The sequence below is a fragment of the Halorussus ruber genome, assembly GCF_004765785.1.
Classification (GTDB): Archaea; Halobacteriota; Halobacteria; order Halobacteriales; family Haladaptataceae; genus Halorussus; species Halorussus ruber.
The window spans coordinates 203,968-229,827 of sequence record NZ_ML219770.1; the positions used below are offsets into that span (position 1 = coordinate 203,968).

The window sequence follows — 25,860 nt, forward strand, 5'->3', positions numbered from 1 at the left end:
CCGGGCCTGCGACTTGCTGGCTCGAATTCGCTCGACTCACGTTTCCCGCACTTCGGATGACTCGCACACGCTACGCGATGCTCGTCGGAGTGAAGTGCGGGAAGAAGTGGGCCGGCGCGAATTCGAATCGCGGTTACGGCCACCCGAAGGCCGAAGGATACCAAGCTACCCCACCGGCCCGCACGTGAAACAAGGAGCGTCCGAAGTTTAATCCTTCCGAATTTCGCTGACCGTGAGCGGGCTACGTCGCGCGGTAGTACTCGACCGTCTCCCCGCCGTCGTAGAGGACGCGCTTCTCCAACTCCCCGGCGTGGACGAGATACTCGAACGCCCACCGGTACTGGTCCTCGGCTGACTCCTCGCCCAGCAGCGCGCCTACGTTCTCCCACGTCGAGTCCGACTCGTGCTGGACGTTGGCCTCGGCCTGCGTGAAGATTTCCTCGATGGAGTAGGCGGTCGGCTTCTCGTCTTCGAGGAAGCCGTAGACCAGCGCGATGACGTTGTCGTCCGGTTCGGCCTGCTCCCATTGCTCCTCGGATAGTGGCATCACGGGATGTACTCCGAGGAGGTCCTTGAGGGTTGTCGCACCGGTCGAGTCCAGGAGCGGTCACTCGACACCGAGGAAGGCAATGAAATTCGTTATTTCAAGCAACTATTTGGTGCTCTTAGAAACATCTACAATTCTTTATTCGTCTCGACCTCCCGCTCGGATACTACCGACTCCACGAACTCCACCGCCTCGTTGGGCGACTCGACCGGTTCGACGCCCGGCGCGTCGTGGGTCCCGAGGCCCGCGATTGGCCGCTCGAAGACGCCCGCGAAGCCCAGTTCCGAGAGGGTGCCGACGCCGCCATCGACGGCGATGACGGCATCGCCGTTCATCACCACCAGCGGGTTGCGCGCGTGGCCGAGTCCGGTGGCGATGGCGGTGTCCACGTAGGGGTTGGCCGCGGCGCGCTCCTCGCCGGGCAAAATGCCGATGGTTCGCCCGCCCGCATCGGTCGCACCGCGACAGGCGGCCTCCATCACGCCGCCCAGTCCGCCGCAGACGACGGTGTGACCTCGCTGGGCCAGCAGTTTTCCGACCGCTTCGGCGGTCTGGGCTTGCTCGTCGGTGACCGTGCCGCCGCCGATGACGCTTACTCTCATACTCGGTGATACGGGTCGGGGACCGTGAGGGTGTCGTTTGATACGTCGAGTCGAAGAGATTTCAAGATGGAGAGAAGACGACGATGTGGTTCGGTTTTCGGCGCGCGAGAAACGCGCGAGGGACGAGTAGCACAGCGAACGGAGTCTGCGGGAGCGAAGCGACCGCAGGCTCGGAAGACGAGCGAAGCGAAGTCTTCCGGTGTGAGCGAGCAACGCAGGAGGTTGGGGAGGACGAGGTTGCGGTGCTGTGCGGTTGCGGTAGACCCCTAGGCTCAAGCCTGAAGCTAGCTTCTTGCTGTTTTCTGTCCGGAGTGCGCTCTATCTACGACGATGTTTGCCGAGAAGGAGCTAGCTATTGCCGAAGCCGAGGAGTCTACCGCACCGCAACCGCGGGCCACACCCTCCCCAACCGATTGCGCTTCTCGGCCACGGGCCTGCGATGCTCATCCCTCGCACGGTTGGCGGGGCGACGAGACGCCCCGCCAGCGCGCGCCGGGTATCGTATTAGAATCGCGTATCTCTCGACAAATCCCGGTCAGTAAGTCGTGAATCCTCCGGTATCCAGATAGTTGTGCGCGACGGTAATCGCGTGGTCGGCGTGGAGGAGTTCCGGTCCCAGCCGAACGCGCTCGTCGGCGGCCTCGCCGAGCAACTCCGCTTCCTCCTCACCGAAATCGTGGTGGTCCGAGAGGACGAACACCGGGTTTTCGGGCGGCTCCACGTCCACGACCGGGTCGCCCTCCTCGTGGAGTTGCACGACCGTCCCGTCGCGCGCGGCCTCCTCCAGCACCGGCTCGAACCCGCGCTTCGAGAGGTAGACGCCGGGCGACCCCTCGGCTTCCATGTGGCCGATGGCCTCGTCTTTGGCCTCCAGCGCCCCGCGAATCAGCGCGGCCGTACTCCGCTCGTCGGGGTTGAGTCGCCGGAGTTGTGACCCCTCGAAGCGAATCGTGACCTCGTCGCCGAGGACGAGGAGGACCCGCACGGCTTCCCGAATATCGTGCGAGAGGAAGAACGCGGAGTTGACGCACCGACACAGCACGTCGAGTCGGCCCGCGCCGCCCGCGAGGTCGTCGAGCGAGAAGTCGGGCGTCGTGGGGGCGTCGTGACCGAGGACGATGAACTGGCGCATGTCTCGGCGTTGTCGGGCGGGGATAATACGCGCGTCGGAAGCCGATAGCGAACTACTCGTCTTCGGCCTCTGCTTTCGCTTCGGCGGTTGCCGTCTCGGGTTCGAGTTGTACACGTTCGATGCCGATATCATCGAATGCTTTGTCGCTCGAGAGAATCACGTCACCGGCGAGTGCCGCGTGAAAGGCGTCGAAGACGTTGAGTCCGTCGTCTATGTATTCCGACGCTTGGAAAACAACCTGCTCGTCGACATCGGTGTTCGTCATCTCCAAAATACTGATAACGGCTTGCTCTCGGTCGAACGAGAACTGCTCTTCGATGAGAAATAGTTCTACGAACGTGGTCAAGGAGACTTCGAGGTCGTCGCCGTGTTCGGCGTAGAGTTCTTCTGCCCGCTCTGTGAGCCAGTCGTCACCCTTGAGGAGCGCGACCCAGAAATCAACGGCAGCGTACATGTTCCTCTGCCTCCTCGCGGCCACGTTTGAGACCCGCCTCGCGTAACTCTTCGGTCGAAGCCGATTTGAACTCCTCACTCGAGGCCGACCGGAGGGCTTCGAGCGGGTCGTCTGGAATCGGGATGAGTTTGATCCCACTTCGAAGTTCCACGAGTCGGTACTCGTCCCCGTATCGTTCGCGCGCCTCTCGAGGGATAGTGATTCGGCCACGTTCGTCCGTCGATACTTTAGACATTACCATACCGACGTAGGAATGGGAACAAGTTATGTATTTCCCCCAATATCTGGGCGTAGGTGGGAAATGTGCCTGGTATGTGGGCATAGTCTCTCCGGTCGCTCTCGACTCCCGATTTTCCGGCGAAATTCCTCGTTTCAGGTAGCGCTTACGACGAGGAGAAGTAACAAAATTCGATGCCAGCGGGATGACGACCCTCGGAAACGCACCGACAGCAAAGTCCGATTCTCGACCGAGAAAACACTTCCTGACTCCGCAGACGATACCAGTTCCCTCGTATCTACGTTCGTATGGCCCCGCCTGAAGCCCCGTGTGTCGCTGTATAACTATGGGTAAGAACAGTGTCCTGTGGGAGTACAGCCGATAAGCCCGGCACAACCCGCAGTCAGTCGCCGGGTAACTCGCGGAGATCGGCGTTAGGGAGGCACCAAAATATGAAGCTCGCAATGATCGGCTTCGGGCAGGCAGGTGGAAAGATAGTGGACAAGTTCGTGGCGTACGACCGCCGGACGGGAGCTGGCGTCGTGCGGTCGGCCATCGCGGTCAACACCGCGAAGGCGGACCTCGCGGGACTCGACAACGTTCCGGAGGAGAATCGCGTCCTCATCGGACAGGCTCGCGTGAAGGGCCACGGCGTGGGCGCGGACAACGAACTCGGCGCGGACATCGCCGAGGAGGACATGGACGAGATTCAGGGCGCAATCGACCAAGTGCCGGTACACGAAATCGACGCCTTCCTCGTGGTCGCGGGGATGGGCGGGGGCACCGGGTCGGGCGGCGCGCCGGTCCTCACAAACCACCTCAAGCGCATCTACACCGAACCCGTCTACGGACTGGGCGTCCTGCCCGCCGATGACGAGGGTGGCATCTACACGCTCAACGCCGCGCGCTCGTTCAAGACCTTCGTGGACGAGGTGGACAACCTGCTCGTGTTCGACAACGGCGCGTGGCGCGAGACCGGCGAGTCGGTCCGCGGGGGCTACGACCGCATCAACGAGGAGATCGTCCGGCGGTTCGGCATCCTCTTCTCGGCGGGCGAGGTCCGCGAGGGCCAGGACGTCGCCGAGAGCGTGGTGGACTCCAGCGAGATCATCAACACGCTCTCCTGTGGCGGTGTCTCGACGGTCGGCTACGCCACCGAGACGGTCGAGACGGGCGACGGAGGCGGCCTCCTCGGACGCTTCTCCGACGACGAACTCGACCCGACCGAGACCACGAACCGAATCACCAGTCTCGTCCGGAAGGCCGCGCTGGGGCGACTCACCCTGCCCTGCGAGGTCCGAAGCACCGACCGCTCGCTGGTGGTCGTCAGCGGGCCGAAGGACCACCTCAACCGGAAGGGCATCGAGCGCGGGCGCAAGTGGCTGGAGAACGAGACCGCCAGCATGGAGGTCCGGGGCGGCGACTACCCCCTCTCGGACACCGACCACGTCGCGGCCGTCACGCTCCTGTCGGGCGTGACCGACGTGCCCCGCATCCAGGCCCTCCAAGAGGTCGCGGTCGAGGCCCAAGACAACATCGGCGAGATTCGAGACGAGAGCGAGGAGAATATGGAGAGTCTGATTCGGGACGACGAGGACGAACTCGAAGCGCTGTTCTGACGCGACAGGAAACCCCGAGAATTTGGGCGGCTACCAGACTCGCGCGCCGGGCGTCCCGCACTCGTCGCAGACGACCGCCTCGTCGCCTTTGAACTCCTCGCGCGCGAGCGTGCCGGACGTACACCAACAGCACTCCTCGCCGACGAGTTCCGCGAGGAGGGACTTCGGCGTCTCGTGTGAGATTTCCGATTGCATCGTTCGGAACCGGATGGCGGACTACTATGAAAGTGTCGGTAATAAAACGACACTAGATAGGTTGCGTTGATACTACTTCGTGGCGTTTTCTAGCGGTCCGAGAGATGTGTTCAATTTGGAGAGCACTTATCGGACTGTCGGCCGTCTCGAAAGGCAAGATTCGCTGGAGAACACCGTCGGTCGCCCCGACGCGGCGTCCGGAGCCGGTCCGTCGCTATCGCCGACCGCGTTACCTACGCCTCGATTACTTCCACGAGGTTGGCCTCCGAATCGCGGAGGAACAGGATTCGCGTCCCGCTCTCGGTCGTCTGCGGTTCGCTGAGCGTGTCGACGTCCGCCGGCAGGTCGTCGTAGAACCGGTCGAGGTCCTCGACCGCGAACCCGAGGTGTTTCGCGCCGGGTTGGTTGATCGCGTCGCGCTCGGGGTCTTCACCCTCGGGGTCGTATTCGACGAGTTCGACGCGGGCCGAGTCGGCGTCGAGATGGGCGAACCGCCCGGTCGCGCCGTCGACGCCGACGCCCGTCGAGAAGGCCTCGCCGGAGACTGTGAAGCGGTCGAGCAGGTCGAGACCGAGCACGTCGCGGTAGAACTCGACCGCCCGGTCCAAGTCGGTAACCGTCACGCCAAAGTGATGTGCAGATGGCGCTGTCGTAGGCATACGTAGTGGCGTGTGTGGGATGCAGAAAGCCTTGTCCGTTCACCTGTCCTGCGTCCCGCCCCAAAGAAACGGAAGTGAAAGCGAGTCGGCACTCGCTCAAGCGAAAAGTACTCAAAGACTACCCAGAGCGAACTTCCTATGGGTCCCCACTCACCGCCCTCCCCCAAAAGTAGCTATCGACGGACGACGCACCGAATCGGCCAACCTCACCGCGCGAGTCGGCAGGAACCATGTCCAACTACTGAGAGTCGTAGGAAGATAACAGGTTTTAAGCTATAGCGTCATCCCAAATCGGGTGATGGTCTCCGGGTTCCGGTATCGAGTAGTAAGCGTCGTCGGCACGGCGTTCATTGCGGTTCTTGCCGTTCTGCTGGCGAACGCCTCCTCTTTACAGATGCTGTTTACGACTGCGGTCCCAGTATTCCGGCGACTGCCAGCGACCGTATTGACCGGCAACAAACTCGCTTTGGTCGTCGTGACGACGACGCTCGTCGTCGTCGGTAGCTTGGTGCCTCTGTTCAAACCCCGGCCGCGGCGGATACTCGACACAATCCTCCTCGCCCAGCGGCGCACGGTCACCGCCTGCCTCGCGCTCGCCACCATCGGGTACTTCGACTACACCTATCGACTTCCTCGCTCTACGCTCGTACTGGCGGCAGTCGGCCTTCTCATCGGCCTCCCCGCGTGGTTCGTCGCAATCCGCCGACGACCGGCCGAAAAAGAGCGGGCGGTCATCGTCGGTGACGACCCCGAGGAGATTGCCGATATTCTGGACGTAATCGACGTGCCGGTGGTCGGCTACGTCTCCCCGCCGAGTCCGTACTACACCGACCCCGAGGCGGTTTCCAGCGAGCCTGCGGTCGCCGACGGTAGCGGCGAGGAGCTGTTGGCGGACTTGGACTGCCTCAGCGGCCTCTCACGACTCGACGAGGTGCTCGTCGACTACAACGTCAATACGGTGGTGCTGGCGTTCGCCCAGCCCGACCGCGCGGAGTTTTTCGGGGCGCTCGACACCTGTTACGACCACGGCGTCGACGCGAAGGTGCATCGAGAGCACGCCGACGACGTGCTGACGACGACGGCCAACCCGGATGACGTCCTCGTGGATATCAAACTTGAGCCGTGGGACTGGCAGGATTACGTCTTCAAGCGCATCTTCGACGTAGTGTTTGCCGCGGTCGGATTGCTGGCGTTCGCGCCGTTTATCGCCGTCATCGCCATCGCTATCAAACTCGACAGTCCGGGTCCGGTCTTCTACACCCAGCAGCGAACCGCCGAGTTCGGTGAGACGTTCGAGGTCTACAAGTTCCGTAGCATGGTGACTAACGCCGAGGCCAAGACGGGAGCGACGATTAGCGCGGAGGACAACGGCGGCGTCGACCCCCGCGTGACGCGTGTCGGTCGAGTACTGCGTCAGACCCACCTTGACGAAGTGCCCCAACTGTGGTCGATTCTGGTGGGCGATATGAGCGTCGTCGGCCCGCGCCCCGAACGTCCCGAGTTGGACGCCGACATCCGGACCGGCGTCGTGGAGTGGCGCAAGCGGTGGTTCATCAAGCCGGGGCTGACCGGACTGGCGCAGATCAACGACGTGACGGGCCACCAACCGGGCAAGAAGCTCCAGTACGACATGGAGTACATTCGGACACAGTCGTTCTGGATGGACCTGAAGATTGTAATTCGCCAAGTCTGGAAGGTACTGGCGGAAGCTGTCGAATAACTGTCCCGTTCTGAAAAGCGGGTTTTACTGTCGAGTGTCGCAGGCTTTAAACCAACAATACGGACTACACGAGGTCCCTACGCCGGAGATGAAAACCCACTTCCCCTCCGCTCGTTACATCGTTGGGATGGCTTTATGTTTGAGAAGAGAACTGCCTAGAATATGCCTCGAGTTCCAATTCCACTAGCCCCTCGTTGGTTCCGCTGGACTAGCGTGGTAGCGGTTGCGGGCGTTATCGTCTACTTCTCGGTACTCCAGACGGTCCCCACACCATCCGACAGTCCGGGACCTATCTGGGACAAGAAACTGCATTTCACAGCGTACGCAGGCCTAGCGTACGCACTCGCCTATGCGACTGTCGAGTGGCGACCCAATAGCCGAAAACGAATCGGTAGCGTACTCGCCACCACGATACTTTTCGGATTGTTAACCGAACTCGTTCAAGGGACTCTCCCGCTTCGCTATTACAGCGAGGTCGATATTTTGGCGAACGTGGTCGGTGCGACACTCGTCGTCCCGTGGTTTCTCGCCGAATATCGAGTCCGCTATTGCGAGTTGAGAGAACTCGGTAAATGACCGCCAGTTATCGGACCCACGTCCCGAGCGGTTCGAGTTAGATCTCGATATTCAGACCAGCGTCGAGTGGCGCAAGCAGTAATTCAAGCCAGTGTTGGTCGGACTCGCGAAAGCCGAGTTCGTCGACTCGACCGATAGGGGCAGGCGTCAGCTTTCGTTGCCGCGTGTCGCAGGGTTTATGTCACAGTCACGTTATTTGACCACCATGACTGACATACGCGAATCGACTGACGACCTCCTCACAGAGAAACCCGATATCAAATCGGACCTCCGTGATGTCGTCGCAGTTGACAAGCGTACTGACGACTGGTCCTTCGATGATATCCCGCTCGATTCTGGTACATTCGGTGAACTCGTCTCTCGGAACATTGTCGTCAAAGAGGGAAATAGATATAAAATATCAGATAGAAAAGCGGTCGAAGCAAGTCTCGAGGGGGAGACAAACCCTAGTGACGCCAGCAGTTCGGAACGACTCTCGTTTTCGTTTCCATCTATCTCTCGGATAGAGGCGGGAGGGCTCGGAGCGGCTCTCGCATTCGTCGTCCTGATGCGGACGTACATTTTCCCGAGCGTCTTCCGGGGAGAGTTTGTCGTTCTTCCCTCGAACGATCCGTACTACTACCGCTACTGGGTCGAACGCCTGAGCGCGAACGCGACGGGGGTCTTCGATTTCAGCGTCCTCTCGGGGCTCCCCGATGCGGTAGCTAAAGGCGAACCGCTAATGATTGCGACCCTCTGGTGGTTCGCCAACCTCTTCGGCGGAACCGACGCCGCAGGATGGGTGCTGGCATGGTATCCGGTCGTCTCGGCGCTCATCGTCGGCGTCTTAACCTACGCAATGGCGGTTCGCATTACGGACGACCGTCGCGTCGGCCTCGCGTCAGTCGTCCTTCTGGCAGTAATCCCTGCATTCGCCTATCGAACGGGATTGGGGTTCGCAGACCACCACGCCTTTGATTACCCGTGGCTCGCCCTAACTGCTCTCTCGCTGGCCGCGCTGGCTGACGTAAACCGCGAGCGCCTTCTGGAAGTCCGGACGTGGGTAACGGCGAGCGTATTAGGCGTTGCAGTGGCTGGCCAGGTACTGGCGTGGGAGGCCGGGCCGCTCCTCATCGGCGCACTCGGTGTGTACGTCGCCGTTCGGACGATTACAGACGTTCGAGCTGGCCGTTCACCGGTAGTGACGAACACGCCGATACTAGTTGGACTCGCGGTAGCAACAGGCCTCTCGTACTCCGCGCACGTTAGTTTCGGGTGGCACACGTACTTAGTTGCGTACTCACCGGCGCTGTTGTTCGTCAGTGTGGCGGGAATCTCGCTCATTGGTGAAGCAGTCCGCCAAGCGGAGATGCCAGCGTTCGTCCTTGCAACGGCCGAAGTCGCGGGAGGTCTAAGCGGACTCGCGCTTCTCAACATGTTTCTGCCGCGCTATGCGTGGCGGTTGAGATACGAAACGACGGAGCTACTCTTCAACTCCGGTCCGGCAGAAACCCAGTCGATATTCGCAGGTGGGCTGGTCGGTGTCTTCCTCGGACCGATACTCGAAATGGGGTTTACGTGGGTCCTCGCCGTTCCGATGCTGGGAATAGCCGGTTGGCGCGCCTATCGCCGGAATCACTCGACGTGGCTGGTCGTCTGCGTCTACGGTAGCTATTTCCTCCTCCTTGCGACACTACAGCGACGGTTCGTCGGTGAACTCGCGCCGTTCGTGGCAGTATTGGCGGCGTATGCGCTCGTCGTTCTGTTGGCAAAGCTCGACGTAACCGCCTCGCCGTCGCTCAGACGAGACAAAAACGAGCCAGTCTGGCGCGGCCGAATGGAGCAGAGCGACGAGAATATCGAGCATCGTCTATTCGAGTTACCGGACCGAAGCACAATTAGTGCTGTCGCCGTACTGCTGTTATTCATAACGAGTGCTGGTGCGGTCCAAACTGCAGTCCGGCACGAGCAGGTGAAGATAGCGGACGACAAATTCCAAGCGTCGGTGTGGATGGATGGCTATGCGGAAGAACAGGGCTTGGAATACCCCGAGAACTACGTGTTGAGCAAGTGGGGCCGTAATCGCATGTACAACTACTTCGTGAACGAGCAGTCCGAATCGTTCACGTTCGCCAGAGAGACCTACGAGCAGTTCCTCTCTTCGCGGACTCCCAAGTCCGAGTATCGGAAACTCAAAGACGAAGTGGGGTTCGTCGTCACCAAAAACCTCGACCTTCGACACAAGGTTCCCCCAAAATCCAACTACGCCCGCTTACATCACCGATATGGAAGTGCTGGCAAGAACGGAGCAGACGGTGCCGGTCACTATCGAGCGGTATACGCGAGCAAGGACGGGTCAGTAAAGGTCTTCGCGCTCGTCCCGGGCGCTAATGTGAGCGGAACCTCGACGGCTAACGGGACGGTCATCGTCTCAAAGCAGGTCAAAATCGAAGGTTCGACGTTCGAGTATCGCCGGGTAGTGGACATCGGAAAAGACGGGGAGTTCTCGGTAACCGTGCCCTACTCGGGGCAGTACCGAGTCGGCAACCGGACGGTAGAAGTCTCAGAGAGCGCAGTCGAAAACGGTGGAAACGTGACGGTCAATTCCTGATACGCCTGAGCGACCCGCCGTCTTCGTACTCACCGACTGCGGGCGGAACGGGGCAGCGAGAACGTCAATGTTTATGAGGGTCGAATCATCCCATGTATACAATGTCGACGAGAGTAGCGGTCGTCACACAGGACGACCCGTTTTATATGCCGACTTTCTTCGAGTCTTTCCTTTCCGACATCCCCGACGGGGTCGAAATCGTTGACGTAGTCGTACTACGGTCGTTCGACGAGTCTACGTTCGAGTTAGCCCGTCGGATGTACGGTCTCTATGGCCCGGTCAACTTCGTTCGTCGGGGCTTCCAGTACGCGTATCGGACGCTTGCCAAGCGTTTCGTCGGTGGGTTCTCAGTAGCCGCCGTCGCACAAAAGCAAGACGTGCCGGTGTCTCATCGTGAGAGCGTTAATACGGACGAGTTCGTCTCGTGGGTAGGACACGAAGATATAGACGTGATTCTCTCTGTGGCCGCACCTGAGATATTCGAGCCGGAAGTGCTGAAATCACCTGATTGGGGCTGTCTGAACGTCCATACAGCCGAATTACCGAAGTATCGGGGAATGCTCCCGACGTTCTGGGCGCTATATCACGGCGAAGACGAGATCGGCGTCACCGTCCATACGATGGAGGAAGAAATTGACAGGGGAGAGATTGTTCGTCAAGCTACCTTTCCCGTCGAGTTCCAATCTCTCGACAGAGTCATAACGAAGGGAAAAGAAATCGGCGGCGCTCTTGCGGCCACGGCACTCGGTGACGTTGAGCGCGACGAGGTAACCCGTACTCCGATGGAAGGCCAAGAGTCTTACTTCTCTTTCCCGACTGCTGAAGACCGGAGAGAGTTCCAACGACGAGGTGGAAAGCTCCTATGAGCGAGTTCTTACTGTCAGTCGACGTAGAGGATTGGTTTCATGCACATAACCTCGGGCCTGCAGTATCCCGGGACGAGTGGGATGAGTGTGAGTTTCGTGTCGAGCGGAACACGCGGAGAATCCTCGATTTGTTCGATGAACACGACACGAAAGCGACTTTCTTCGTCCTCGGGTGGGTCGCAGAACGTCTGCCGGAACTCGTTCGAGAAATTGATCGACGCGGGCACGAAATAGCCAGTCACGGGTACAACCACCGTCTGCTCTCCGAGATGTCCGCTGACGAGATTCGCGCAGACGTCGGACGCTCCCTAGAGATACTCGAAGACCTGACCGACCAGCCGATTCGAGGGTATCGGGCCCCCAGCTTTTCGATTACTGATACCGCGGTGGACGTACTCGCAGACCTCGACTTCGAGTACGATTCGAGTTCGTTTCCCGTCTCGAACCACGACCGATACGGGTCACTATCTTCTAAATCAGACGACGCATTTGTCGAGTTAGAAGCCGGGGTCGTGGAAGCTCAACTGCCACGTCTCGAGGCGTTCGGAACAGGTCTCCCGTGGGCGGGCGGCGGTTATTTCCGGTTTATTCCGTATCCGGTCTACCGACGCGGTGTCAAGCGTATCGCCAGTTCACGAGACTTCATCTTTTACTTCCATCCGTGGGAACTCGACCCTGACCAGCCGAAGTTTGCCGAACTACCGCTAACGAATCGCGTCCGCCACTATACGAATCTCGAGGAGACTACCGACCGACTTGCCCGCCTATTGTCCGATTTCGACTGGCAACCGATAGGTGGAGCGATATAGCTCACTCCGCGAGTAGTTCTTCGTACACTTCGTTCGTCTTGGAGACCATTCGGTCGTGAGTGAATTTTGCTTCGACGCGTCTTCGGGCGTTGTCGCCGAGTGTACTCCGAAGTTGTTCGTCCTCGACTAAAGTTCGCAGTGCTTTCGAAAGGCATCTGCTGTCTCTCGGAGGAACTGTAAGCCCCGTCTCCCCGTCTTTGCTCACCCAAGGAACCCCCGAAGGGATGTTAGTGTTGACGATAGGCGTCTGATATGCCATCGCTTCTAGTTGCACGATACCGAAACCTTCGCTCGGTGCTATCGAGGGGAGGGCAAAGACATCCGCTCGCTCGTAACAGTAATGTAGCTTTTCGTCTGAAACGTAGCCGAGGAACGTCACCTTGTTGTCGACACCCCTGTCGGCCGCACGCTGTTCGAGTTCTTCACGCAATTCGCCACTTCCGGCGATGAGTAGGTCAGCGTCTACGTCCACCATCGCGTCGATCAAATATTCGATACCCTTGTAGTAGATGAGACGGCCTGCAAACAGGATAGTCGGGCGGTCTCGACCTGGTAAGTCGAATTCAGTTCCGGAATAGTCGCCGAATTCATCGACGTCGATTCCGAGCGGAACGATGGTACACTTCTCTCGATAGGGGGTCAAGAATTCCGATTGCTCGAGTAACGCAGGAGACGTGACGATGATGCGATTAACCGTTTCGAGGAACCTGTCGAGGAACGGTCGATAAACCTGGAGGGCGGTAGACTGCTTGACGATGTCGTTGTGGAACGTTGCGACGGTTTTCGTCGCTGTGTCCCTACTCGAAAGATAGGAGATGACCGAAAGCGGATCTGGGAGGTGGAAGTGAGCCACATCTGCTTCTTGAATTGCCGACCGGAGATGGAACGGGAACGTCGGAGCGAGCGGGACTGAAAGGGCCACGCCGAGGCTACCTGCTTTCGTCACGCGAACTCCGTTGATTACGTCGTCGCCGCCGAAACCTCGTGGAACCGAGGAGAGGACGTTTACCGCATTTCCGTCGGCCGTTCCTTCGGCAAGCTGTTTGACAACCCATTCGATGCCGCCAGTATTCGGATAGTAGAACTTGCTAACGTGAAGGAGATTCATTCTTTGACCCGGCTACGGGAGCGGTATGCAGCCTCTGTATTTAAATCCCCTTCAGTTCGTGTTGATGGTTCGGACTTTTACCAGTTGTCGGCATCGAACTGCAGACATGATGGTTCAGTTCTGGCCCACCCAGTACGGCCACCAATGGAGATCTCACCAGAGATACGGCGTAATCGCTCGCGTCCGCTAAGCTCGTATTACGGAATTAAGCGAGACGACGAGCGAATTACCCGTATACGAAAAGATTAAACAGAGTCAAATTGATTTGACCAATAATAATGGGGAACGCACGAAAAGCTTGGCGTACACTCAGGGACGAAGGACCAAAAAGACTCGTCACTAGCGGAGTCCCTTACATCTATAACAATCACATCGCACCATTGTTGCCGAGGCGGAGAACGGTCTACAACGGTATTGAAGTGAACGCGGCCCGCCCATTCGATTCGGTTCTTCCGTGGCGGAACAAACTCAGGCAAAACTACGAGTCGGGACTCATATCCTCAATCGAACAGTATGTCGAAAAAGGGGACGACATTGTCGTCGTCGGTGGGGGTTGGGGTGTCACAGCGGCCAAAGCGGCAGAACGGGTTGGGGAAGAAGGAACGGTCACCGTGTACGAGGGGTCGGCAGATGCTATTACGTATGCAGAGGAAACAGTCGAACTGAACGGCGTCGCCGATCAAGTTGAAATTGAGCATAGCATCGTCGGCCCTGCGAAAAACATTCGGGGTAACCACGGAGACCCGGACCACGCGGCGGTCAGTGACCTGCCACCCTGTGACGTTCTCGAATTGGACTGCGAGGGTTCAGAGATTGCTATTCTTGACGACCTTACTGTTCGTCCGCGTGTCATCATGGTCGAAACTCACGGGATGCTCGGTGCACCGAGCGAGACAGTCAAAGAAAAGTTAGATGAACTACCGTACACGGTGGTGTCAGAAGAGGTCGCTGACGCAGATATACCCGACGGCTGTGTCGCAAACGATATCTACGTCATTACGGCAGTGCGGAGCTAAAGTGATGCTCGGACTATATGACGGCTCGAAATCAATAGCAGGTAGTTCGACCGACGCAGCGACAAAGAACAGAAGCGAGACGGGACACGTCGAATCGAGGCGGTAGCCCAACGAAGAACCAATACATTCTTTTTACCCGGTCTGAATCTCTTACTCGTGTCAGGGACACGATTAAAGCGAGTTGCCTGTCTCTTCCTCTATCTCTTTAGCGGCTCCCTCCCCTTCGCTGGCTACGGTGTCGAGACAGGCGTAGTAACGTTGTCACTAACGAACGTTTTCCTCATCTTGACGGTCCTCGCAGTCGTCGGCACGGTCGTTATCGACCGAGAGGTCACGCTCGGTTGGCAGCAAGCCACATTTATTTTTACTGGATCTTTACTCGGATTATATACGTCCCTCCACTCTGCACTCGGCATTTCGACCGATATTCGTCACACTATCACTCTTCTCGGTTGTGTCGTCACCGCAGGTTCCCTCCTCGTCTTGGTCGATAGTCGGACGATACTGCACCGCGTTCTGTTCTCCGTGAGCGTCGGCGTAGCCGCGTTCTCGGTCATCGGTGGCCTCGCCGCCATCGGTGCTATCAATCCCGTCTCGAAGATTATCCCACCCCGAGAAATCGCAGGGTTCGTGCTTCCGATCAATCGGACGCTCGGTGGCCCGCTCGCGTTCGGAAGTTTCGGGATCCTTCTCACGACGAGTGTCGCGTATTTAGCCGGACTGCTCTCACGGAGCCACGATTGGAAGGCCAAACAAGTCTCGATACTGCTACTGGCGGCGTGTGGCATCGGTCTCCTTACTTCTCAAAGCCGTTCGACCGTATTAGCTATCGTCGTGGCACTCGGCATTCACACTATCGGTATCCAGTACAATTCCTATTCAAACCCCGGACGGTTCGTCACGATAGCGGTCCGGCTTGGGGCAGTCACGTTCGGAGTTCTTGCCCTCCCGTTAGCGAGTGTCCTGTACCGGGTCCGTACCACGAGCGTCACGAAACGATTCGCGCAAGTCGCCGACGGAATCGAGATAGCAACGGCGAATCCCGTCGTTGGATTAGGCAGATATGAATACGTGACTCAGACGGACGGTCTGGTAATTCACAATACGTTCGTCGAGTCTGCCGCGGCAACGGGCGTAATCGGAGTGACACTCATAGCGACTCTCTGGGGACTGGCAGCGCAGCGAAGTGTTCGGTACGTTCTTCGTGGGCGACCTGTCTTCTACAGTATCGTCGTCGCAGCTGCCGTGGGTGGAACGTTCGTCGAGAACCTCTTTTACTTAGGGTTGTTCGCCAAACCGATGTGGTTCATCCTCGGTCTCGCTCTTACGCTTTCCCGCCTCGACGGAACTGAACAGCAGCGGCAGACAGATGCCACACAGTAAGATAGCGGTGTCACGTACTTTTGACTGTTATCGAAAGAACGTTATTGTTGGTCGCCATTCACGGTGGTGAGAACAGAAAGAGAACTAATCATGAATCTCGGAGTAATTGTCTTAGACACGCTTCGCTACGACGTCTTCTGTTCGGAGATGCCGAAGACGCTCGAGCGCGCAAACCATGTGTTCGAAAACATGTACTCGACATCGCGCTGGACGGTTCCTGCCCACGCATCGCTGTTTACGGGGTTGTATCCCACGGAAGCAGGAACACATTCGGAGAACCTCCATCTCACGACTCCCGTGCCCACGCTAGCGGAACGGCTGTCGAACGAGGGATTCGCTACCCACTTGTTCAGTAACAACATCTACATCGACTCGTTTTTTGGATTCGGGAGGGGATTCGACTCGATCTATCGAGGACCGAATCTAGCGGGACGGCCGACAGAATCGTCGGGATTCGACTGGACCAAACTCTTCAACGAACTCGACGACGACTACGCCCGGTATCCGAAAGCGGCCTATCGGATTCTTCGAAGCGACTCGCCGACGATTCCGACTCTATTCGAGGGAGCCAAGATGGTGGCTTCGGGAGACTCCGAGGAGGAGACCGAACGTATCGACTGGTTCTACGACGAAGTCGAATCAGCGAACCTACACGGCTCCGACGACGTGTTCGTCTGTGCTAACCTGATGACCTGCCACTCACCGTACGTTCCTCCAGAAGAGTACCGGACGGTTACTCCGTATCTAACCGACCCATTCGAACTTACGCTTCGTGATAGTCAGACGACCGAGAACGAACATAACCGACACTGGGAGAGCTACAAATCGTGCGCTCGATATCTCGACGATAGCCTCCAGCGACTGTTTGATTTGATCGACTGGGACGCGCTCTTCGTCATCGGAGACCACGGGGAGTTGTTCGGCGAACACGGCCTCCGCCAGCATCAGTACGGCGTGTACGAGGACCTCGTACACGTACCGGCCGTGGCGGTCGGAAACGAAGTCCCGTCGGGGACGAGTGAGGGACTTACTAGTCTTCTAGACGTCTACGAGACCATCGTAGAATACGCGGACATCGAAACGACGGACGATAGTAGAGGAAAACCGCTGTTTTCTGAACCGTCCAGAGAACACGTCTACGCCGAGAGCGTCGGAAACTATCGCGTTTCTCCTGACGCCGCTGGCTTCGACGAGAAAATACCAAAATCGTGGGGCGAGCCACATTACATGTACCGAACAGACGACAGAGTGTACGTGAAGGACAAAGACGGAGAACGCGTACTCGACAGCGACTGGGACGGCGAATATCCTGACGAAATAGGAGCGGTACGCGAGGCGGTGAATCAGCTGCGAGTCGAGATGGACGACTGTGCTGGTCGGACCGTCGAGAAGGAAGTGCCATCGGAAGTCGCCTCACGCTTAGAGAAGTTAGGATACCGATGAAGACCGACGAGACGGAATCCGCGATAATCTGTGGCGGAAGCATGAGTAGTAGTATTGCCGCGGCCCGCTCTCTCGGACGTAAGGGAGTTCACGTCCACGGTGTCGCGTTCGACCGAAACCACCCACTGCTCCGCAGTAAGTACTGTCGAGAAACGTCCGTGGTTTCCTCTCCACGAGACGACTACGCCTCGTTCGTCGCTTCGCTTTCACGGATAGCAGAGTCCGACGAAGTCCACACGATGCTTCCGATGAACGAGTACGGAATTTTCACTCTGATGCGGAACCGAGCAGAGTTCTCGGACGCACTCGATTTGGTCGTTCCGCGCACGTCAAGTTTCGATATCGTCTGGGACAGGAAACGTCTACTCGAAGTTGCAGACGACTGTGGTGTTCCGACGCCGGAGAATCAGCTACTCACCGAGTGGAGTCAAAGCCCAGAACCGGCAGTCGTCAAATCTCGATACTCGATGCTCTCGGAAAACAATCGACTGCAGTACCCCGGTGTCGAGTTCGTCGAACCGAACACGACGATTGACGTAGAGGCCACAATGGCAGAGATGGGCCACGAGCCGCTCGTCCAGCGATACGTGCCGGACGGAACAGAGGTCGGCTTCTTTACGGTCTGTGACGAAGGGGAACCAATCGTGGAATTCCAGCACCGACGTATCCGAAGCACGAGTTACTTCGGTGGTGCGAGCGCCCACCGCGAAGCAATCCGCGACCCAGCAGTCAGAGAACTGGGAGTGAAAATCCTCCGAGAGCTAAACTGGAACGGTCCGGCGATGGTCGAGTTCCGAAGAGACGGTGAGACCGGTGAGTACAAGCTCATGGAGATAAATCCCCGATTCTGGGGGTCGCTCCCGCTCGGCATCCACGCCGGAATCGACTTCCCGTGGGTGTATTACCAATTGAGCCACGGACACGCTCCCGAAAAAACCACAGAGTACGACGTGGGAACACGGTCGAGTTACCTTCGCGGCGAGGTACAACACCTGTTGAGTCTGTGGCTCGACGACTCCCCGGGATTCATCGACAAGCCGTCGATCACGAGGACGGTGTACGAACAGTGCCTCTCTATCCCGAGTTCTAATTTCGACATCTTGGATTCGACAGATATCGCGCCGTTCGCGTGGGACTTCTTGCAGTCGGCTTCACGACTCCTCCGAGGAGAGACGAATTAACGACGGTACACGCTCGATGAGTTGGTCGATAGCAGTCCCGATGTCGCTGTACGTCTTTCGGAAACCTTCCACCGACCGACCGTAGGGGTCGTGAATTTCGAGCGAGTCGGAGATGGTGGCTTCCTTCAAAAGGAACGTCTTAGAACTGTATCTTCCGAATCCGTTCGTCCAAAAGTCGAACAAATTCTCGTAATCCATCAGAAAGACGATGTCGGCGTCGGCCAAGAGTTCGTCGACGACGACCGACGAAGTGTGTGAAGAGAGATCTACGCCGAATTTCCGTGCCGCAGTAACTGCATTTTCGGGACTGTTACGATTCCGTTCCGGATAGAAGCCGGACGAGACGACCGTAACCCCCTCGTGAGTCTTCGATTCCAGATAGTGGGCCGCGAACGGACTCCGACAGATATTTCCGTAGCACAGGAACAGGACGGTCGGTGTCGAGGAGAACTGCCGACGAATCGATGCGAGACTCCGACGCTCATCTGTCTCGAAAAACGCGTCTCTGGTAGAGAGCGCCTCCGAGAACAACAGTTTCGTGCCGTAATATAGACGTGACCGGAGAGTGCCGATGTCCATCATGCTATCACTTCCTCAAAAAACCGTCTGTATTTATATTGTAAGTTCTCGATGGTGAAGTTGTCCGGATTTTCGACCGGGAGGCGCTCGAAGTCACAGACCATGTTGACGAACTCGTCGTCCGTAGTGAAGATGTTAGACGTGACATATGCAAGATCGCCAACGTCACGTACGACGACGGGCGTATCACACGCGAGTGCTTCTAACACAGATCGGCTTACTCCTTCTGTCAACGACGGATGCACGTAGAGGTCGGCCATCTTGTAGTAACTCGGCACCTGAGAGGGATTGACCCGCCCCACGGTGAACACCTGTTCGCTGTACTCTTGGGGAACGTCCAGGCTGTACTGTTCATCACCGACCAAGACGAACTGTATGTCGGGACGCCGTTCAAGAATTTCGGGAAGGGTTGACTCGAGCGTCGCCGCTCCCTTCAGTCTTGATACCCTTCCGACAAACAAGACGACCGGATCGTCCGCTGAAAGGCCCTCGACCAACACCGGATTCACGTCCACGAATCGTGAGACGTCGATTGGCGGCGGGAGTATCTCGACGTTCGTCGGTTCGGCTCCGCGCCGAACGATTTTCTCTTTTTCTCGTGGCCCCATCGTCACGGCTCGGTCGGCGAATCGGAGTGGAACTCGTCCGACGAGGTTCTTCAGTGCGAATATTTTCGCTTTCCGAAGGCCGCGTTCTAGTCTGTATTCGTAGAACAGGTCGCCACTATACCGACAGACGAACTTCGAGTCGTCGTCTTTGAGTAGCGATATTATGTTTCCGTAAACCGGAACATCCCCGATTTGGGAAATCACATCCGGTGACGCCCCCCGAAGGTAGGCTCGGAGTGCTCTGGCGCTACCCGCTTTCGTATCTGGATAGTTTCCACCGTACGTATCGAAGTGTCGATGTACCTTCGGAGAGAGTCCGTCTGGGTTCGTGCTGATTAAGTCAAGTTGGAACGTGTCGGACAGCATCTCACCGAAGTTCCCCGTCGTCAGGTTCACGTTGAACGAGGAGAAGTCACCGAGATGGAACGCGATTTTTCCGTTCATAGCTCACGAATGGTTTTCGGAGTCGTAACTGACGCCACTCTGGAGAGGTATCTTTTGACCGATGAAAAGGTACTCGGATCTTTCAGGTCGTAGTCGTGAAACGCGATCATCGTGTACGAGGAAGTGCTCATAAGCGCTCGCACCGTCATCGCGTACAACACGGCTGTCGTGACGCCACGGGACAAGTAGGCGTCGATAGTAAACGGAAGTGAGCTGATATCACGATTTCGGAGCAGGGACGAGATTGCCGCGTCCGAGCATACTGTGAGTGGAATCTCCTGTAAGCCGAAGGCGGGAAATTCGCTGACGTGTTCGGTCGGCCGGAGAGATGAATCGATTTTGAAGTCGTAGGCGTCGAGCACACGAAGCAAGCGGAGTGAGTACTCCCATCGCCCCGCCCTGAATACAGATGGTATCGTATCTAGCGCAGTGCCGAACGTTTCGAGAGCGGAATCCAGAAACGCGGCGATTTCGTCGTACTCGTAGTCCGAAAGCCATTCGGAGTACCCCCCAGACAATCGCTCCGGGTGGATGTGAAGCCCCACGACGTGACCGTCTCTCATCCACCGTTCGATTAATTCCGGCTCAGCAGAGACAGCACCCGGCGTGACGAACAGCGTCATTTGTATCTCAGTTTCGGCGAGAAGGTCGTCCAAGAGATACAGAGACGTATAGTCTCGCTCCTGGCGAGACCCCTCTACATCAACCGTAACGACCAAATCATCGCCGAACAGAGGCATAGCAGTACGTGTCTCCATCAGTTTTGCGCTGTTGATGGATTCGGTCACTGAAAAGAAGTACCCGTATGTTGTTAATCACTTTTTCGATTCCCACTGTCCGATGAGGACGAACGGAAGCGCACGCTTCTCACGACGGCGAATAGCTGTCCCTTGACATCCTCCCTGCCCTAAAGGGTGAGGATTCCCCGAAGGCAGTGTTCAGATTAGCTGATTCCATGCGAAGGCGAGGGTTTGCAACCAATTTTCGGCGGAGCGGTGCGTGGCGCGGCGGAAGTGGTTAGCAAACTGGTTGGTGCGGCGTTTTACCTCTTTGAAGACACGTTCGACGCTATTCCGATTTCCATGTGTGACCTGCTGAAATCGGAGGTTTTGCTCGAAGAGCGCGGCTTGTAACCACGGTGCGCCATCGACGAGAAACACCGCGTCGGCGACGCGGTGTTTCTCTTGTAATTCGGTGAGAAACTGTTTCGTCACAACGATAGTCCGTGTCGGATAGAGCCTGACGTGGAGGAATTCGTTGGTTTCGGGGTTGACCGCGGCGTACAGCCAGTAGCGCTGGTCGTTGAGCTGACTCACGGTTTCATCGACCGCAACGTGATTCGGGTCTTTGCCGTCAGTCGGCTGTAGATCGGCTTTCTGCACCCAATTATGAATCGTTGAGCGACACCGTTCGACACCGAACCTTTCTAAGACAGAAACAGTATCTGTGAGTGATAATCCGGCCGCATGAAGGTGGATACTGAGTTTCATTAGCGGCTCCGGTGTCGCCTCTCGCTCCACAAAATCTAACTCGATCCAGTCGCTACACTCGTTGAGGCGGCTGAATTCTGGCATAGGCACCAAGAATTCCAACCGCCTCATCCTTCAACGCTTATCTGAACAGTGCCGTATTCAGGTTGCGCGTTTCCTCGGAGTTCAAGTACGCTTTCGGTGACCTCGGTTGCCGTCCAGTTGTGACCAAGGACGTGCTTTCCAGCACGTGTAGCCCTGTCAATGGGGTCTTCCTCCTTACATACAGCAGGCGTCAACGGCGTGGGACAACGTCCCACGAGCAATCGGGCGTAGCCCGATGACGACGGCTGGCTATTCAACCAGCGAGGTCGCACGGTTCGCGTCAACCAAACTGCTACGCCGTGCATGGTTCACCCTCCCGTTGTGCGCTATTCTCCGAAGCTTCAGGTCGGCGTGGCGTCCACGACCGCACTCCGAACACGAAAAAGTGGTCGCCATCACGAGTGGGTACGCGCCGGATTTGTCCGTACTCGGTGGTGTCGGCTCGCCTCCGTCTGGGTTGTCCTGACTCTCCCACCAGTCTTTGAGTGACTAGTGGGAGTATTAGCATCTCTTGCCGGTTCAACTCGTACTCGGCAAGCACTTGCTGGAGCGGTATCCCGAAGTTCAAGAGAAGTATTTCTGGGGTGGCGGTTTCTGGAAGGCCGGATACTACGTGAGGACGATAGGAGCGGTGTCGGAGGAGATTGTTTAGAACACGATAGATTTAACTGTTGCATAGAGCCAAGGTTGGGTCGTGAGTTCAGGTGCCGGGAGTTTCCGAAGCTTAGCGAAAAGTACAGTTATTATATTCGCTGGGACGGTGCTCGGAAACGCAGTAGCTCTCCTCGGACAGATTCTGATTGCTCGGTCTCTCCCGCCTGAAACGTTCGGTCACGTCGTTCTGGCCTACACGGTCGTCTCGACAATAGGTGTCCTCGCCATAGCCGGGGTTTCAGAGGGGGTGACACAGATATTCACGGTGGAAGAAACAACCGACGAGCAGTACGAGGTCGTTCGATCCGGTTATCTGCTCATCTTCGTGACCGCCGGGTTGGCGGTAATCACTGTATACGGTTTGCGAAGACCCCTCGCAGTCCTGATGGACGACCCCTCGTTAGTTCAGTATCTCAAATATTTCCTCCCGTATCTCCTCCTGTTGCCGGTCGCCCGCGTCACATTGGGTGTCTTACGCGCCTACGGAAAATCGTCCGCGGCCACCCTTGCCCGCGATATCGCTCCCCGGCTTATAGCTCTCGTGGTTCTGGGAGCGCTCCTGTTCGTCGGAGACGCGGTGACCGGCGCGGTACTCTATTGGCTCACCGTACCGGCTGTGTTCTGTGGCGTTTCACTCCTACTGCTCAACAGGGAACTACCAGCCAGGAAAGTTCTCGAAAAAATGCCGAGTCGAACCACCACGAAGCAACTCTGGTCGTTTTCGTGGCCGCTGGCTATCAGTTCGGCGCTCTTCATCGTTCTCGGAAATTTCGACGTGTTGATGATCGGTTACTTCCTGAATGCAGAATCGGTCGGTCACTACCGAGCGATTCAACCGCTTCGGCGAATTCCGATGTTCATCCTCAACTCGGCAAGTTTCCTCTTATTACCGCTCGTATCGAATTTCTATAAAAAGAAAGAGTACGAAGAGATAGACAGCCTGTACAAGACGTCCACTAAGTGGATAATCATCGTGACGTTTCCGGTCGTACTCTCGGTAGTAGTGTTCGCGCCGGATACCGTTCGCGTCCTTTTCGGAGAACAGTACGTTCCTGGTGCGCCCGCCCTTGCAATCCTTCTAGTAGGTCAATTTGTCCGGGCGATGTTCGGACTTAGCGGAGAAGTTTTGAAAGCTATCGGAGCGACGAAGATAGAGTTGTACGCCGCACTCGCGGGTGTCGTCGTCAACGTTGTCTTCAACGTCCTTCTCATACCCAGATACCAGATCGTCGGCGCGGCGGTGGCGACGGCGCTCGGCTACTTTGTGTACAACGTCGCAGAGGTCACCGCTATCTATCGTCTTCTCGGGGCACATCCGATCAGCTTAAATGCGTATAAGCCATTGCTCCCGACGACTGTCTTGGGTGTCTTATTATCGATGTATCTGATAGGGAATCGATTGGCGTTGCCAGAACTCGTCGGTATAGGCTTGCTACTCGGCGTGGTCCATCTCACCACCACGATAGCGAGCCGGAGTTTGAACCAAGACGACGCAGAATTGCTGATGAACCTCGGTGATCGAATCAACGTCGATCTCTCGTGGCTCGAATCGTACGTCGGAGGCTCGACTAAATGACTGGAGAAATCACGATCAGCGTGGAGATAGAGTTGGGTTGGGGAATGCACGACAAGCCGAGATACGACCATCTGTCTAGTGGCCGAGAGGCTGAAACTCGCGCGCTGGACCGGTTTCTGGACGCGTGTGACCGATATAACGTCCCAATTTCGTTCGACGTTGTCGGCCACCTCTTTCACGACTCTTGTTCTGACGATCACGAAGGACCACATCAGAAAGATTGGTTCGACGAGGACCCGGGGTCGGACATCAAGAGCGACCCTATCTTTTACGCACCAGACCTAACCGCGAGAATCCGACAGTCGCTAGTTCAACACGAAATCTGTACACACACGTACTCCCATCTGCTCTGTGACGAAACCGCGCCGGAAGTCGTCCAATGGGAACTGCGACGAGTGGAAGAGATACACGAGTCCGAAGGACTCCCGAAACCTCGTTCAATCGTGTTCCCCCGACATCTGGAACCCCCGTTGTCGGTACTAGAACCGACCGCTATCGAAGTGGTGCGACGCCCGGTAGAATCAGCGGGGCCACCGAATTCGTTTCCTCCGGCAAAGTATCACTGGATACTCTTTAGGACGCATCCAGCGACCGAACTATATCGGGACGGGGATATCCTCGTAACGCCGTGTACACCGTACCCGTCGTTAACGTCGCAAGCACTCCCGCAAGGTACTCAACGAGTACATCCAGCCTTCAGAGTACTTCCGACTGCCGTCCGACGAAAGCTCCATCGTCGCTATCTTCACAACGCGATTGATACCGCGATACGTGAGGACGCCCACGTCCACCTCTGGACGCACCTCCACAACATGGCGAACAACCACCAATTGTCGGTCATCGAACGAGCGTTCGAATATCTCGCAACCCGTCAAAGACGCGGCGATGTGGTCGTGAGACCGATGTGCGAACTGGTCAAGTCGATTGACGGTCCGCCCAGAAGCGACTAGAGTTTATTCGTCGAGCAGCTGTTCGAACGTCGTGAGTATCTCGTCCGTGTACCGACCCATCGAAAATTCTTCGAGAACAGTTCGGTCTAACGAACCCTGACCATCGAATCGCGCGTCTTCGACCAAACGGGGTAACTCCGATACTGTCCCGAGACGTAGCTTCTCGTGTTCTATCTCCGGCAGTACACCTACTGGCGTGCTGAAGACTGGTGTTTCGAGTGCAAGTGCTTCAAGCGCAACGGCGGAGTACGATTCAGTACGGGACGTCACGAGGAGCGCATCTGCCGTGGCTATAACGTGAAGTGTTCGGCGATGTGGGAGTAGACCGCTGAAATCGACGCGGTCTTCAAGGCCCCGTTCCGTTACCGCGCTGCGAACAACCTCGGTTTCTGTTCCGTCACCGACGAAGAGGAGTCGGTACTGAGACGGAAGTCGAGAGACGACTTCGAGTGCCCCGAACGGGTTTTTCACCGGCGTCATTCGACCGACGAAGACTAACAGGTTCTCTTCTTCACTACTATCGTATTGGTCACGAATTTCGTCGCTCGGTATCGACTCTCCAATCCTTCGAATCTTCTCCTCGTGAAGAATTCCGTGAAGTATCGACACGCGGGTATCTGAAAGTGACCGGATTCGGTCCCGGGTCTGAGGAGTCCGACAGAACGTCACGTCACCGAGGCAGTACCGGAACGTGAGCCACTCGAAGATCAGTTTTGGGGAAAACCCGATATCCGGATCGAGACTCGGCGTGTATCCGACGAAGTTGACCAGCGGGAGTCGGTAACGCATTGCGAGGAGTTTTGCGACCCAGTGTAACGTATTCGAAGCACTGTGAATGCCGTCGAACGTCGATAGTTCGTCTGAGAAGAGTAGGTGAAGGAGAAGGCGTACCGAAAACAAAATCCGTAACGGGAAAGCGAGCGAGAGGTACGCAGGTAACGACTCCGGAGTCGATTTGTACGGTCGGCGAATTTCGACTCCGTTGACAGTCTCCTCGGCCGGAGTATCCTCTCGACGCGGAGTATAGACGACGATATCGTGGTCACGTTCTGCACAGAGTTCGCTAAAACGCCACCGTACGTGTGCGCCACCACTGGTATTCGGGTAGAAATCTTCGGCAAGCAGTAGAATGCGCATACTAACCGATTACTCAGGATTACCTTTGCTGTTACGGATTCGAGGGATTGCCTCTGAGTCACACGACAAAGTCCACTAGTGAATCGCCTCGGAGGGCACTGTCTAGTTACGCACCTCCTGAATCGGGGTGCGTCCATCGAGTGCTTGATGCGGTCGTTGTGCGTTATAATAGTGTGTAAACTGTACAAGCCACTCGCGGGCGCTTTGCTGACTGCCCACCC

General features: G+C 57.1%; 26 protein-coding genes, 1 tRNA gene and 1 pseudogene. 13 read left to right on the forward strand and 15 right to left on the reverse strand.

Going from position 1 to position 25,860, the window contains the following annotated elements:
• Positions 1-107: 107 nt before the first annotated feature.
• The 6 genes from EPL01_RS04370 to EPL01_RS22575 form a co-directional block, all read right to left on the reverse strand.
• Positions 108-180: transfer RNA gene (locus EPL01_RS04370), tRNA-Pro, on the reverse strand.
• A gap of 61 nt (positions 181-241) precedes the next feature.
• On the reverse strand, positions 242-547 hold the full coding sequence (locus EPL01_RS04375; protein ID WP_135824042.1) for a hypothetical protein: 306 nt from the start codon (positions 545-547) through the stop codon (positions 242-244).
• Positions 548-675: 128 nt separating this feature from the next.
• Positions 676-1,149 carry a TIGR00725 family protein gene (locus tag EPL01_RS04380; RefSeq protein ID WP_135824043.1) on the reverse strand — a complete coding sequence of 158 codons (474 nt, stop codon included), beginning with the start codon at positions 1,147-1,149 and terminating at the stop codon, positions 676-678.
• Between the two features lie 535 nt (positions 1,150-1,684).
• Entirely contained in the window at positions 1,685-2,281 is a 597-nt protein-coding gene (trmY, locus tag EPL01_RS04385; RefSeq protein ID WP_135824044.1) for a tRNA (pseudouridine(54)-N(1))-methyltransferase TrmY, read from the reverse strand.
• A gap of 52 nt (positions 2,282-2,333) precedes the next feature.
• Complete coding sequence (locus tag EPL01_RS04390) at positions 2,334-2,735, reverse strand: PIN domain-containing protein (protein ID WP_135824045.1); 402 nt, start codon at positions 2,733-2,735, stop codon at positions 2,334-2,336.
• Entirely contained in the window at positions 2,719-2,970 is a 252-nt protein-coding gene (locus tag EPL01_RS22575) for an AbrB/MazE/SpoVT family DNA-binding domain-containing protein (protein ID WP_168215809.1), read from the reverse strand. Before EPL01_RS22575 ends, EPL01_RS04390 begins: the two co-directional genes overlap by 17 nt.
• Positions 2,971-3,404: 434 nt before the next feature.
• Between EPL01_RS22575 and EPL01_RS04400 the strand changes: the two genes are divergently transcribed.
• The gene (locus EPL01_RS04400) at positions 3,405-4,571 is read left to right on the forward strand and encodes a tubulin/FtsZ family protein (RefSeq protein ID WP_135824047.1); all 1,167 of its coding nucleotides are present in this window, start codon (positions 3,405-3,407) and stop codon (positions 4,569-4,571) included.
• Positions 4,572-4,601: 30 nt separating this feature from the next.
• Here EPL01_RS04400 and EPL01_RS21445 read toward each other — a convergent pair whose 3' ends face one another.
• On the reverse strand, positions 4,602-4,766 hold the full coding sequence (locus EPL01_RS21445; RefSeq protein ID WP_168215805.1) for an HVO_A0556 family zinc finger protein: 165 nt from the start codon (positions 4,764-4,766) through the stop codon (positions 4,602-4,604).
• Positions 4,767-4,999: 233 nt separating this feature from the next.
• On the reverse strand, positions 5,000-5,425 hold the full coding sequence (locus tag EPL01_RS04405; protein WP_135824048.1) for a VOC family protein: 426 nt from the start codon (positions 5,423-5,425) through the stop codon (positions 5,000-5,002).
• A gap of 298 nt (positions 5,426-5,723) precedes the next feature.
• On the opposite strand from EPL01_RS04405, the gene EPL01_RS04410 reads away from it, so the two are divergent.
• From EPL01_RS04410 to EPL01_RS04425, 5 genes are all read left to right on the forward strand, one after another.
• The gene (locus tag EPL01_RS04410; RefSeq protein WP_135824049.1) at positions 5,724-7,145 is read left to right on the forward strand and encodes a sugar transferase; all 1,422 of its coding nucleotides are present in this window, start codon (positions 5,724-5,726) and stop codon (positions 7,143-7,145) included.
• Between the two features lie 162 nt (positions 7,146-7,307).
• The gene (locus EPL01_RS22580; RefSeq protein ID WP_368279054.1) at positions 7,308-7,721 is read left to right on the forward strand and encodes a VanZ family protein; all 414 of its coding nucleotides are present in this window, start codon (positions 7,308-7,310) and stop codon (positions 7,719-7,721) included.
• A 205-nt stretch (positions 7,722-7,926) separates the two neighbouring features.
• Positions 7,927-10,311, forward strand: a complete 2,385-nt coding sequence (locus EPL01_RS04415; protein WP_135824050.1) for an STT3 domain-containing protein — start codon at positions 7,927-7,929, stop codon at positions 10,309-10,311.
• Between the two features lie 101 nt (positions 10,312-10,412).
• The gene (locus EPL01_RS04420) at positions 10,413-11,177 is read left to right on the forward strand and encodes a formyl transferase (RefSeq protein ID WP_168215807.1); all 765 of its coding nucleotides are present in this window, start codon (positions 10,413-10,415) and stop codon (positions 11,175-11,177) included.
• Positions 11,174-11,986 carry an XrtA system polysaccharide deacetylase gene (locus EPL01_RS04425; protein WP_135824052.1) on the forward strand — a complete coding sequence of 271 codons (813 nt, stop codon included), beginning with the start codon at positions 11,174-11,176 and terminating at the stop codon, positions 11,984-11,986. The genes EPL01_RS04420 and EPL01_RS04425 overlap by 4 nt, the downstream gene beginning before the upstream one ends.
• A gap of 1 nt (position 11,987) precedes the next feature.
• Here EPL01_RS04425 and EPL01_RS04430 read toward each other — a convergent pair whose 3' ends face one another.
• Complete coding sequence (locus tag EPL01_RS04430) at positions 11,988-13,094, reverse strand: glycosyltransferase (protein ID WP_135824053.1); 1,107 nt, start codon at positions 13,092-13,094, stop codon at positions 11,988-11,990.
• A 278-nt stretch (positions 13,095-13,372) separates the two neighbouring features.
• Here EPL01_RS04430 and EPL01_RS04435 point away from each other — a divergent pair, with 278 nt between their 5' ends.
• The 4 genes from EPL01_RS04435 to EPL01_RS04450 all read left to right on the forward strand — a co-directional run bounded on the left by EPL01_RS04435 (position 13,373) and on the right by EPL01_RS04450 (position 18,117).
• Complete coding sequence (locus EPL01_RS04435) at positions 13,373-14,110, forward strand: methyltransferase (RefSeq protein WP_135824054.1); 738 nt, start codon at positions 13,373-13,375, stop codon at positions 14,108-14,110.
• A 156-nt stretch (positions 14,111-14,266) separates the two neighbouring features.
• Positions 14,267-15,493 (forward strand): O-antigen ligase family protein, encoded by a 1,227-nt coding sequence (locus EPL01_RS04440; protein WP_135824055.1) that lies wholly within the window; start codon positions 14,267-14,269, stop codon positions 15,491-15,493.
• A 90-nt stretch (positions 15,494-15,583) separates the two neighbouring features.
• Complete coding sequence (locus tag EPL01_RS04445) at positions 15,584-16,936, forward strand: sulfatase-like hydrolase/transferase (RefSeq protein WP_135824056.1); 1,353 nt, start codon at positions 15,584-15,586, stop codon at positions 16,934-16,936.
• Positions 16,933-18,117 (forward strand): carboxylate--amine ligase, encoded by a 1,185-nt coding sequence (locus EPL01_RS04450; protein ID WP_135824057.1) that lies wholly within the window; start codon positions 16,933-16,935, stop codon positions 18,115-18,117. Before EPL01_RS04445 ends, EPL01_RS04450 begins: the two co-directional genes overlap by 4 nt.
• On the opposite strand, the gene EPL01_RS04455 is transcribed toward EPL01_RS04450, so the two are convergent.
• From EPL01_RS04455 to EPL01_RS04470, 4 genes are all read right to left on the reverse strand, one after another.
• Entirely contained in the window at positions 18,088-18,699 is a 612-nt protein-coding gene (locus EPL01_RS04455) for an arsenate reductase/protein-tyrosine-phosphatase family protein (protein WP_135824058.1), read from the reverse strand. The two genes, EPL01_RS04450 and EPL01_RS04455, sit on opposite strands and share 30 nt — an antisense overlap.
• Positions 18,696-19,748 (reverse strand): glycosyltransferase family 4 protein, encoded by a 1,053-nt coding sequence (locus EPL01_RS04460; protein WP_135824059.1) that lies wholly within the window; start codon positions 19,746-19,748, stop codon positions 18,696-18,698. The genes EPL01_RS04455 and EPL01_RS04460 overlap by 4 nt, the downstream gene beginning before the upstream one ends.
• The gene (locus EPL01_RS04465) at positions 19,745-20,536 is read right to left on the reverse strand and encodes a polysaccharide deacetylase family protein (RefSeq protein WP_135824060.1); all 792 of its coding nucleotides are present in this window, start codon (positions 20,534-20,536) and stop codon (positions 19,745-19,747) included. The genes EPL01_RS04460 and EPL01_RS04465 overlap by 4 nt, the downstream gene beginning before the upstream one ends.
• 150 nt (positions 20,537-20,686) lie before the next feature.
• The gene (locus tag EPL01_RS04470; protein ID WP_135824061.1) at positions 20,687-21,322 is read right to left on the reverse strand and encodes an IS6 family transposase; all 636 of its coding nucleotides are present in this window, start codon (positions 21,320-21,322) and stop codon (positions 20,687-20,689) included.
• A 532-nt stretch (positions 21,323-21,854) separates the two neighbouring features.
• On the opposite strand from EPL01_RS04470, the pseudogene EPL01_RS04475 reads away from it, so the two are divergent.
• From EPL01_RS04475 to EPL01_RS22585, 3 genes and pseudogenes are all read left to right on the forward strand, one after another.
• Positions 21,855-21,974 (forward strand): annotated as a pseudogene (locus tag EPL01_RS04475) (transposase); the annotation flags it as partial.
• Positions 21,975-22,016: 42 nt separating this feature from the next.
• On the forward strand, positions 22,017-23,552 hold the full coding sequence (locus tag EPL01_RS04480; protein WP_135824062.1) for a flippase: 1,536 nt from the start codon (positions 22,017-22,019) through the stop codon (positions 23,550-23,552).
• Between the two features lie 44 nt (positions 23,553-23,596).
• Positions 23,597-24,502: a polysaccharide deacetylase family protein gene (locus EPL01_RS22585; protein ID WP_368279063.1), complete on the forward strand. Its 906-nt coding sequence runs from the start codon at positions 23,597-23,599 to the stop codon at positions 24,500-24,502.
• 3 nt (positions 24,503-24,505) lie between these two features.
• Here the strand turns inward: EPL01_RS22585 and EPL01_RS04490 are convergent, their stop codons facing one another.
• Together EPL01_RS04490 and EPL01_RS04495 are read right to left on the reverse strand one after the other, a co-directional pair.
• Complete coding sequence (locus tag EPL01_RS04490; RefSeq protein WP_135824064.1) at positions 24,506-25,639, reverse strand: glycosyltransferase family 4 protein; 1,134 nt, start codon at positions 25,637-25,639, stop codon at positions 24,506-24,508.
• Between the two features lie 102 nt (positions 25,640-25,741).
• The coding region (locus EPL01_RS04495; protein WP_135824065.1) for an integrase core domain-containing protein at positions 25,742-25,860 on the reverse strand (119 nt) is incomplete at its 5' end.

Excerpts from the sequence above, each read along its gene's own strand:
- EPL01_RS04450 (WP_135824057.1), top strand. The coding sequence starts at position 16,933 with ATGAAGACCGACGAGACGGAATCCGCGATAATCTGTGGCGGAAGCATG.
- EPL01_RS04405 (WP_135824048.1), bottom strand. The coding sequence starts at position 5,425 with ATGCCTACGACAGCGCCATCTGCACATCACTTTGGCGTGACGGTTACC.
- EPL01_RS04460 (WP_135824059.1), bottom strand. The coding sequence starts at position 19,748 with ATGAACGGAAAAATCGCGTTCCATCTCGGTGACTTCTCCTCGTTCAAC.
- EPL01_RS04490 (WP_135824064.1), bottom strand. The coding sequence starts at position 25,639 with ATGCGCATTCTACTGCTTGCCGAAGATTTCTACCCGAATACCAGTGGT.
- EPL01_RS04390 (WP_135824045.1), bottom strand. The coding sequence starts at position 2,735 with ATGTACGCTGCCGTTGATTTCTGGGTCGCGCTCCTCAAGGGTGACGAC.
- EPL01_RS22580 (WP_368279054.1), top strand. The coding sequence starts at position 7,308 with ATGCCTCGAGTTCCAATTCCACTAGCCCCTCGTTGGTTCCGCTGGACT.
- EPL01_RS04400 (WP_135824047.1), top strand. The coding sequence starts at position 3,405 with ATGAAGCTCGCAATGATCGGCTTCGGGCAGGCAGGTGGAAAGATAGTG.
- EPL01_RS04445 (WP_135824056.1), top strand. The coding sequence starts at position 15,584 with ATGAATCTCGGAGTAATTGTCTTAGACACGCTTCGCTACGACGTCTTC.
- EPL01_RS04435 (WP_135824054.1), top strand. The coding sequence starts at position 13,373 with ATGGGGAACGCACGAAAAGCTTGGCGTACACTCAGGGACGAAGGACCA.
- EPL01_RS04430 (WP_135824053.1), bottom strand. The coding sequence starts at position 13,094 with ATGAATCTCCTTCACGTTAGCAAGTTCTACTATCCGAATACTGGCGGC.
- EPL01_RS22585 (WP_368279063.1), top strand. The coding sequence starts at position 23,597 with ATGCACGACAAGCCGAGATACGACCATCTGTCTAGTGGCCGAGAGGCT.
- EPL01_RS04415 (WP_135824050.1), top strand. The coding sequence starts at position 7,927 with ATGACTGACATACGCGAATCGACTGACGACCTCCTCACAGAGAAACCC.
- EPL01_RS04410 (WP_135824049.1), top strand. The coding sequence starts at position 5,724 with ATGGTCTCCGGGTTCCGGTATCGAGTAGTAAGCGTCGTCGGCACGGCG.
- EPL01_RS04425 (WP_135824052.1), top strand. The coding sequence starts at position 11,174 with ATGAGCGAGTTCTTACTGTCAGTCGACGTAGAGGATTGGTTTCATGCA.
- trmY (WP_135824044.1), bottom strand. The coding sequence starts at position 2,281 with ATGCGCCAGTTCATCGTCCTCGGTCACGACGCCCCCACGACGCCCGAC.
- EPL01_RS04420 (WP_168215807.1), top strand. The coding sequence starts at position 10,413 with ATGTCGACGAGAGTAGCGGTCGTCACACAGGACGACCCGTTTTATATG.
- EPL01_RS21445 (WP_168215805.1), bottom strand. The coding sequence starts at position 4,766 with ATGCAATCGGAAATCTCACACGAGACGCCGAAGTCCCTCCTCGCGGAA.
- EPL01_RS04455 (WP_135824058.1), bottom strand. The coding sequence starts at position 18,699 with ATGATGGACATCGGCACTCTCCGGTCACGTCTATATTACGGCACGAAA.
- EPL01_RS22575 (WP_168215809.1), bottom strand. The coding sequence starts at position 2,970 with ATGTCTAAAGTATCGACGGACGAACGTGGCCGAATCACTATCCCTCGA.
- EPL01_RS04375 (WP_135824042.1), bottom strand. The coding sequence starts at position 547 with ATGCCACTATCCGAGGAGCAATGGGAGCAGGCCGAACCGGACGACAAC.
- EPL01_RS04380 (WP_135824043.1), bottom strand. The coding sequence starts at position 1,149 with ATGAGAGTAAGCGTCATCGGCGGCGGCACGGTCACCGACGAGCAAGCC.
- EPL01_RS04470 (WP_135824061.1), bottom strand. The coding sequence starts at position 21,322 with ATGCCAGAATTCAGCCGCCTCAACGAGTGTAGCGACTGGATCGAGTTA.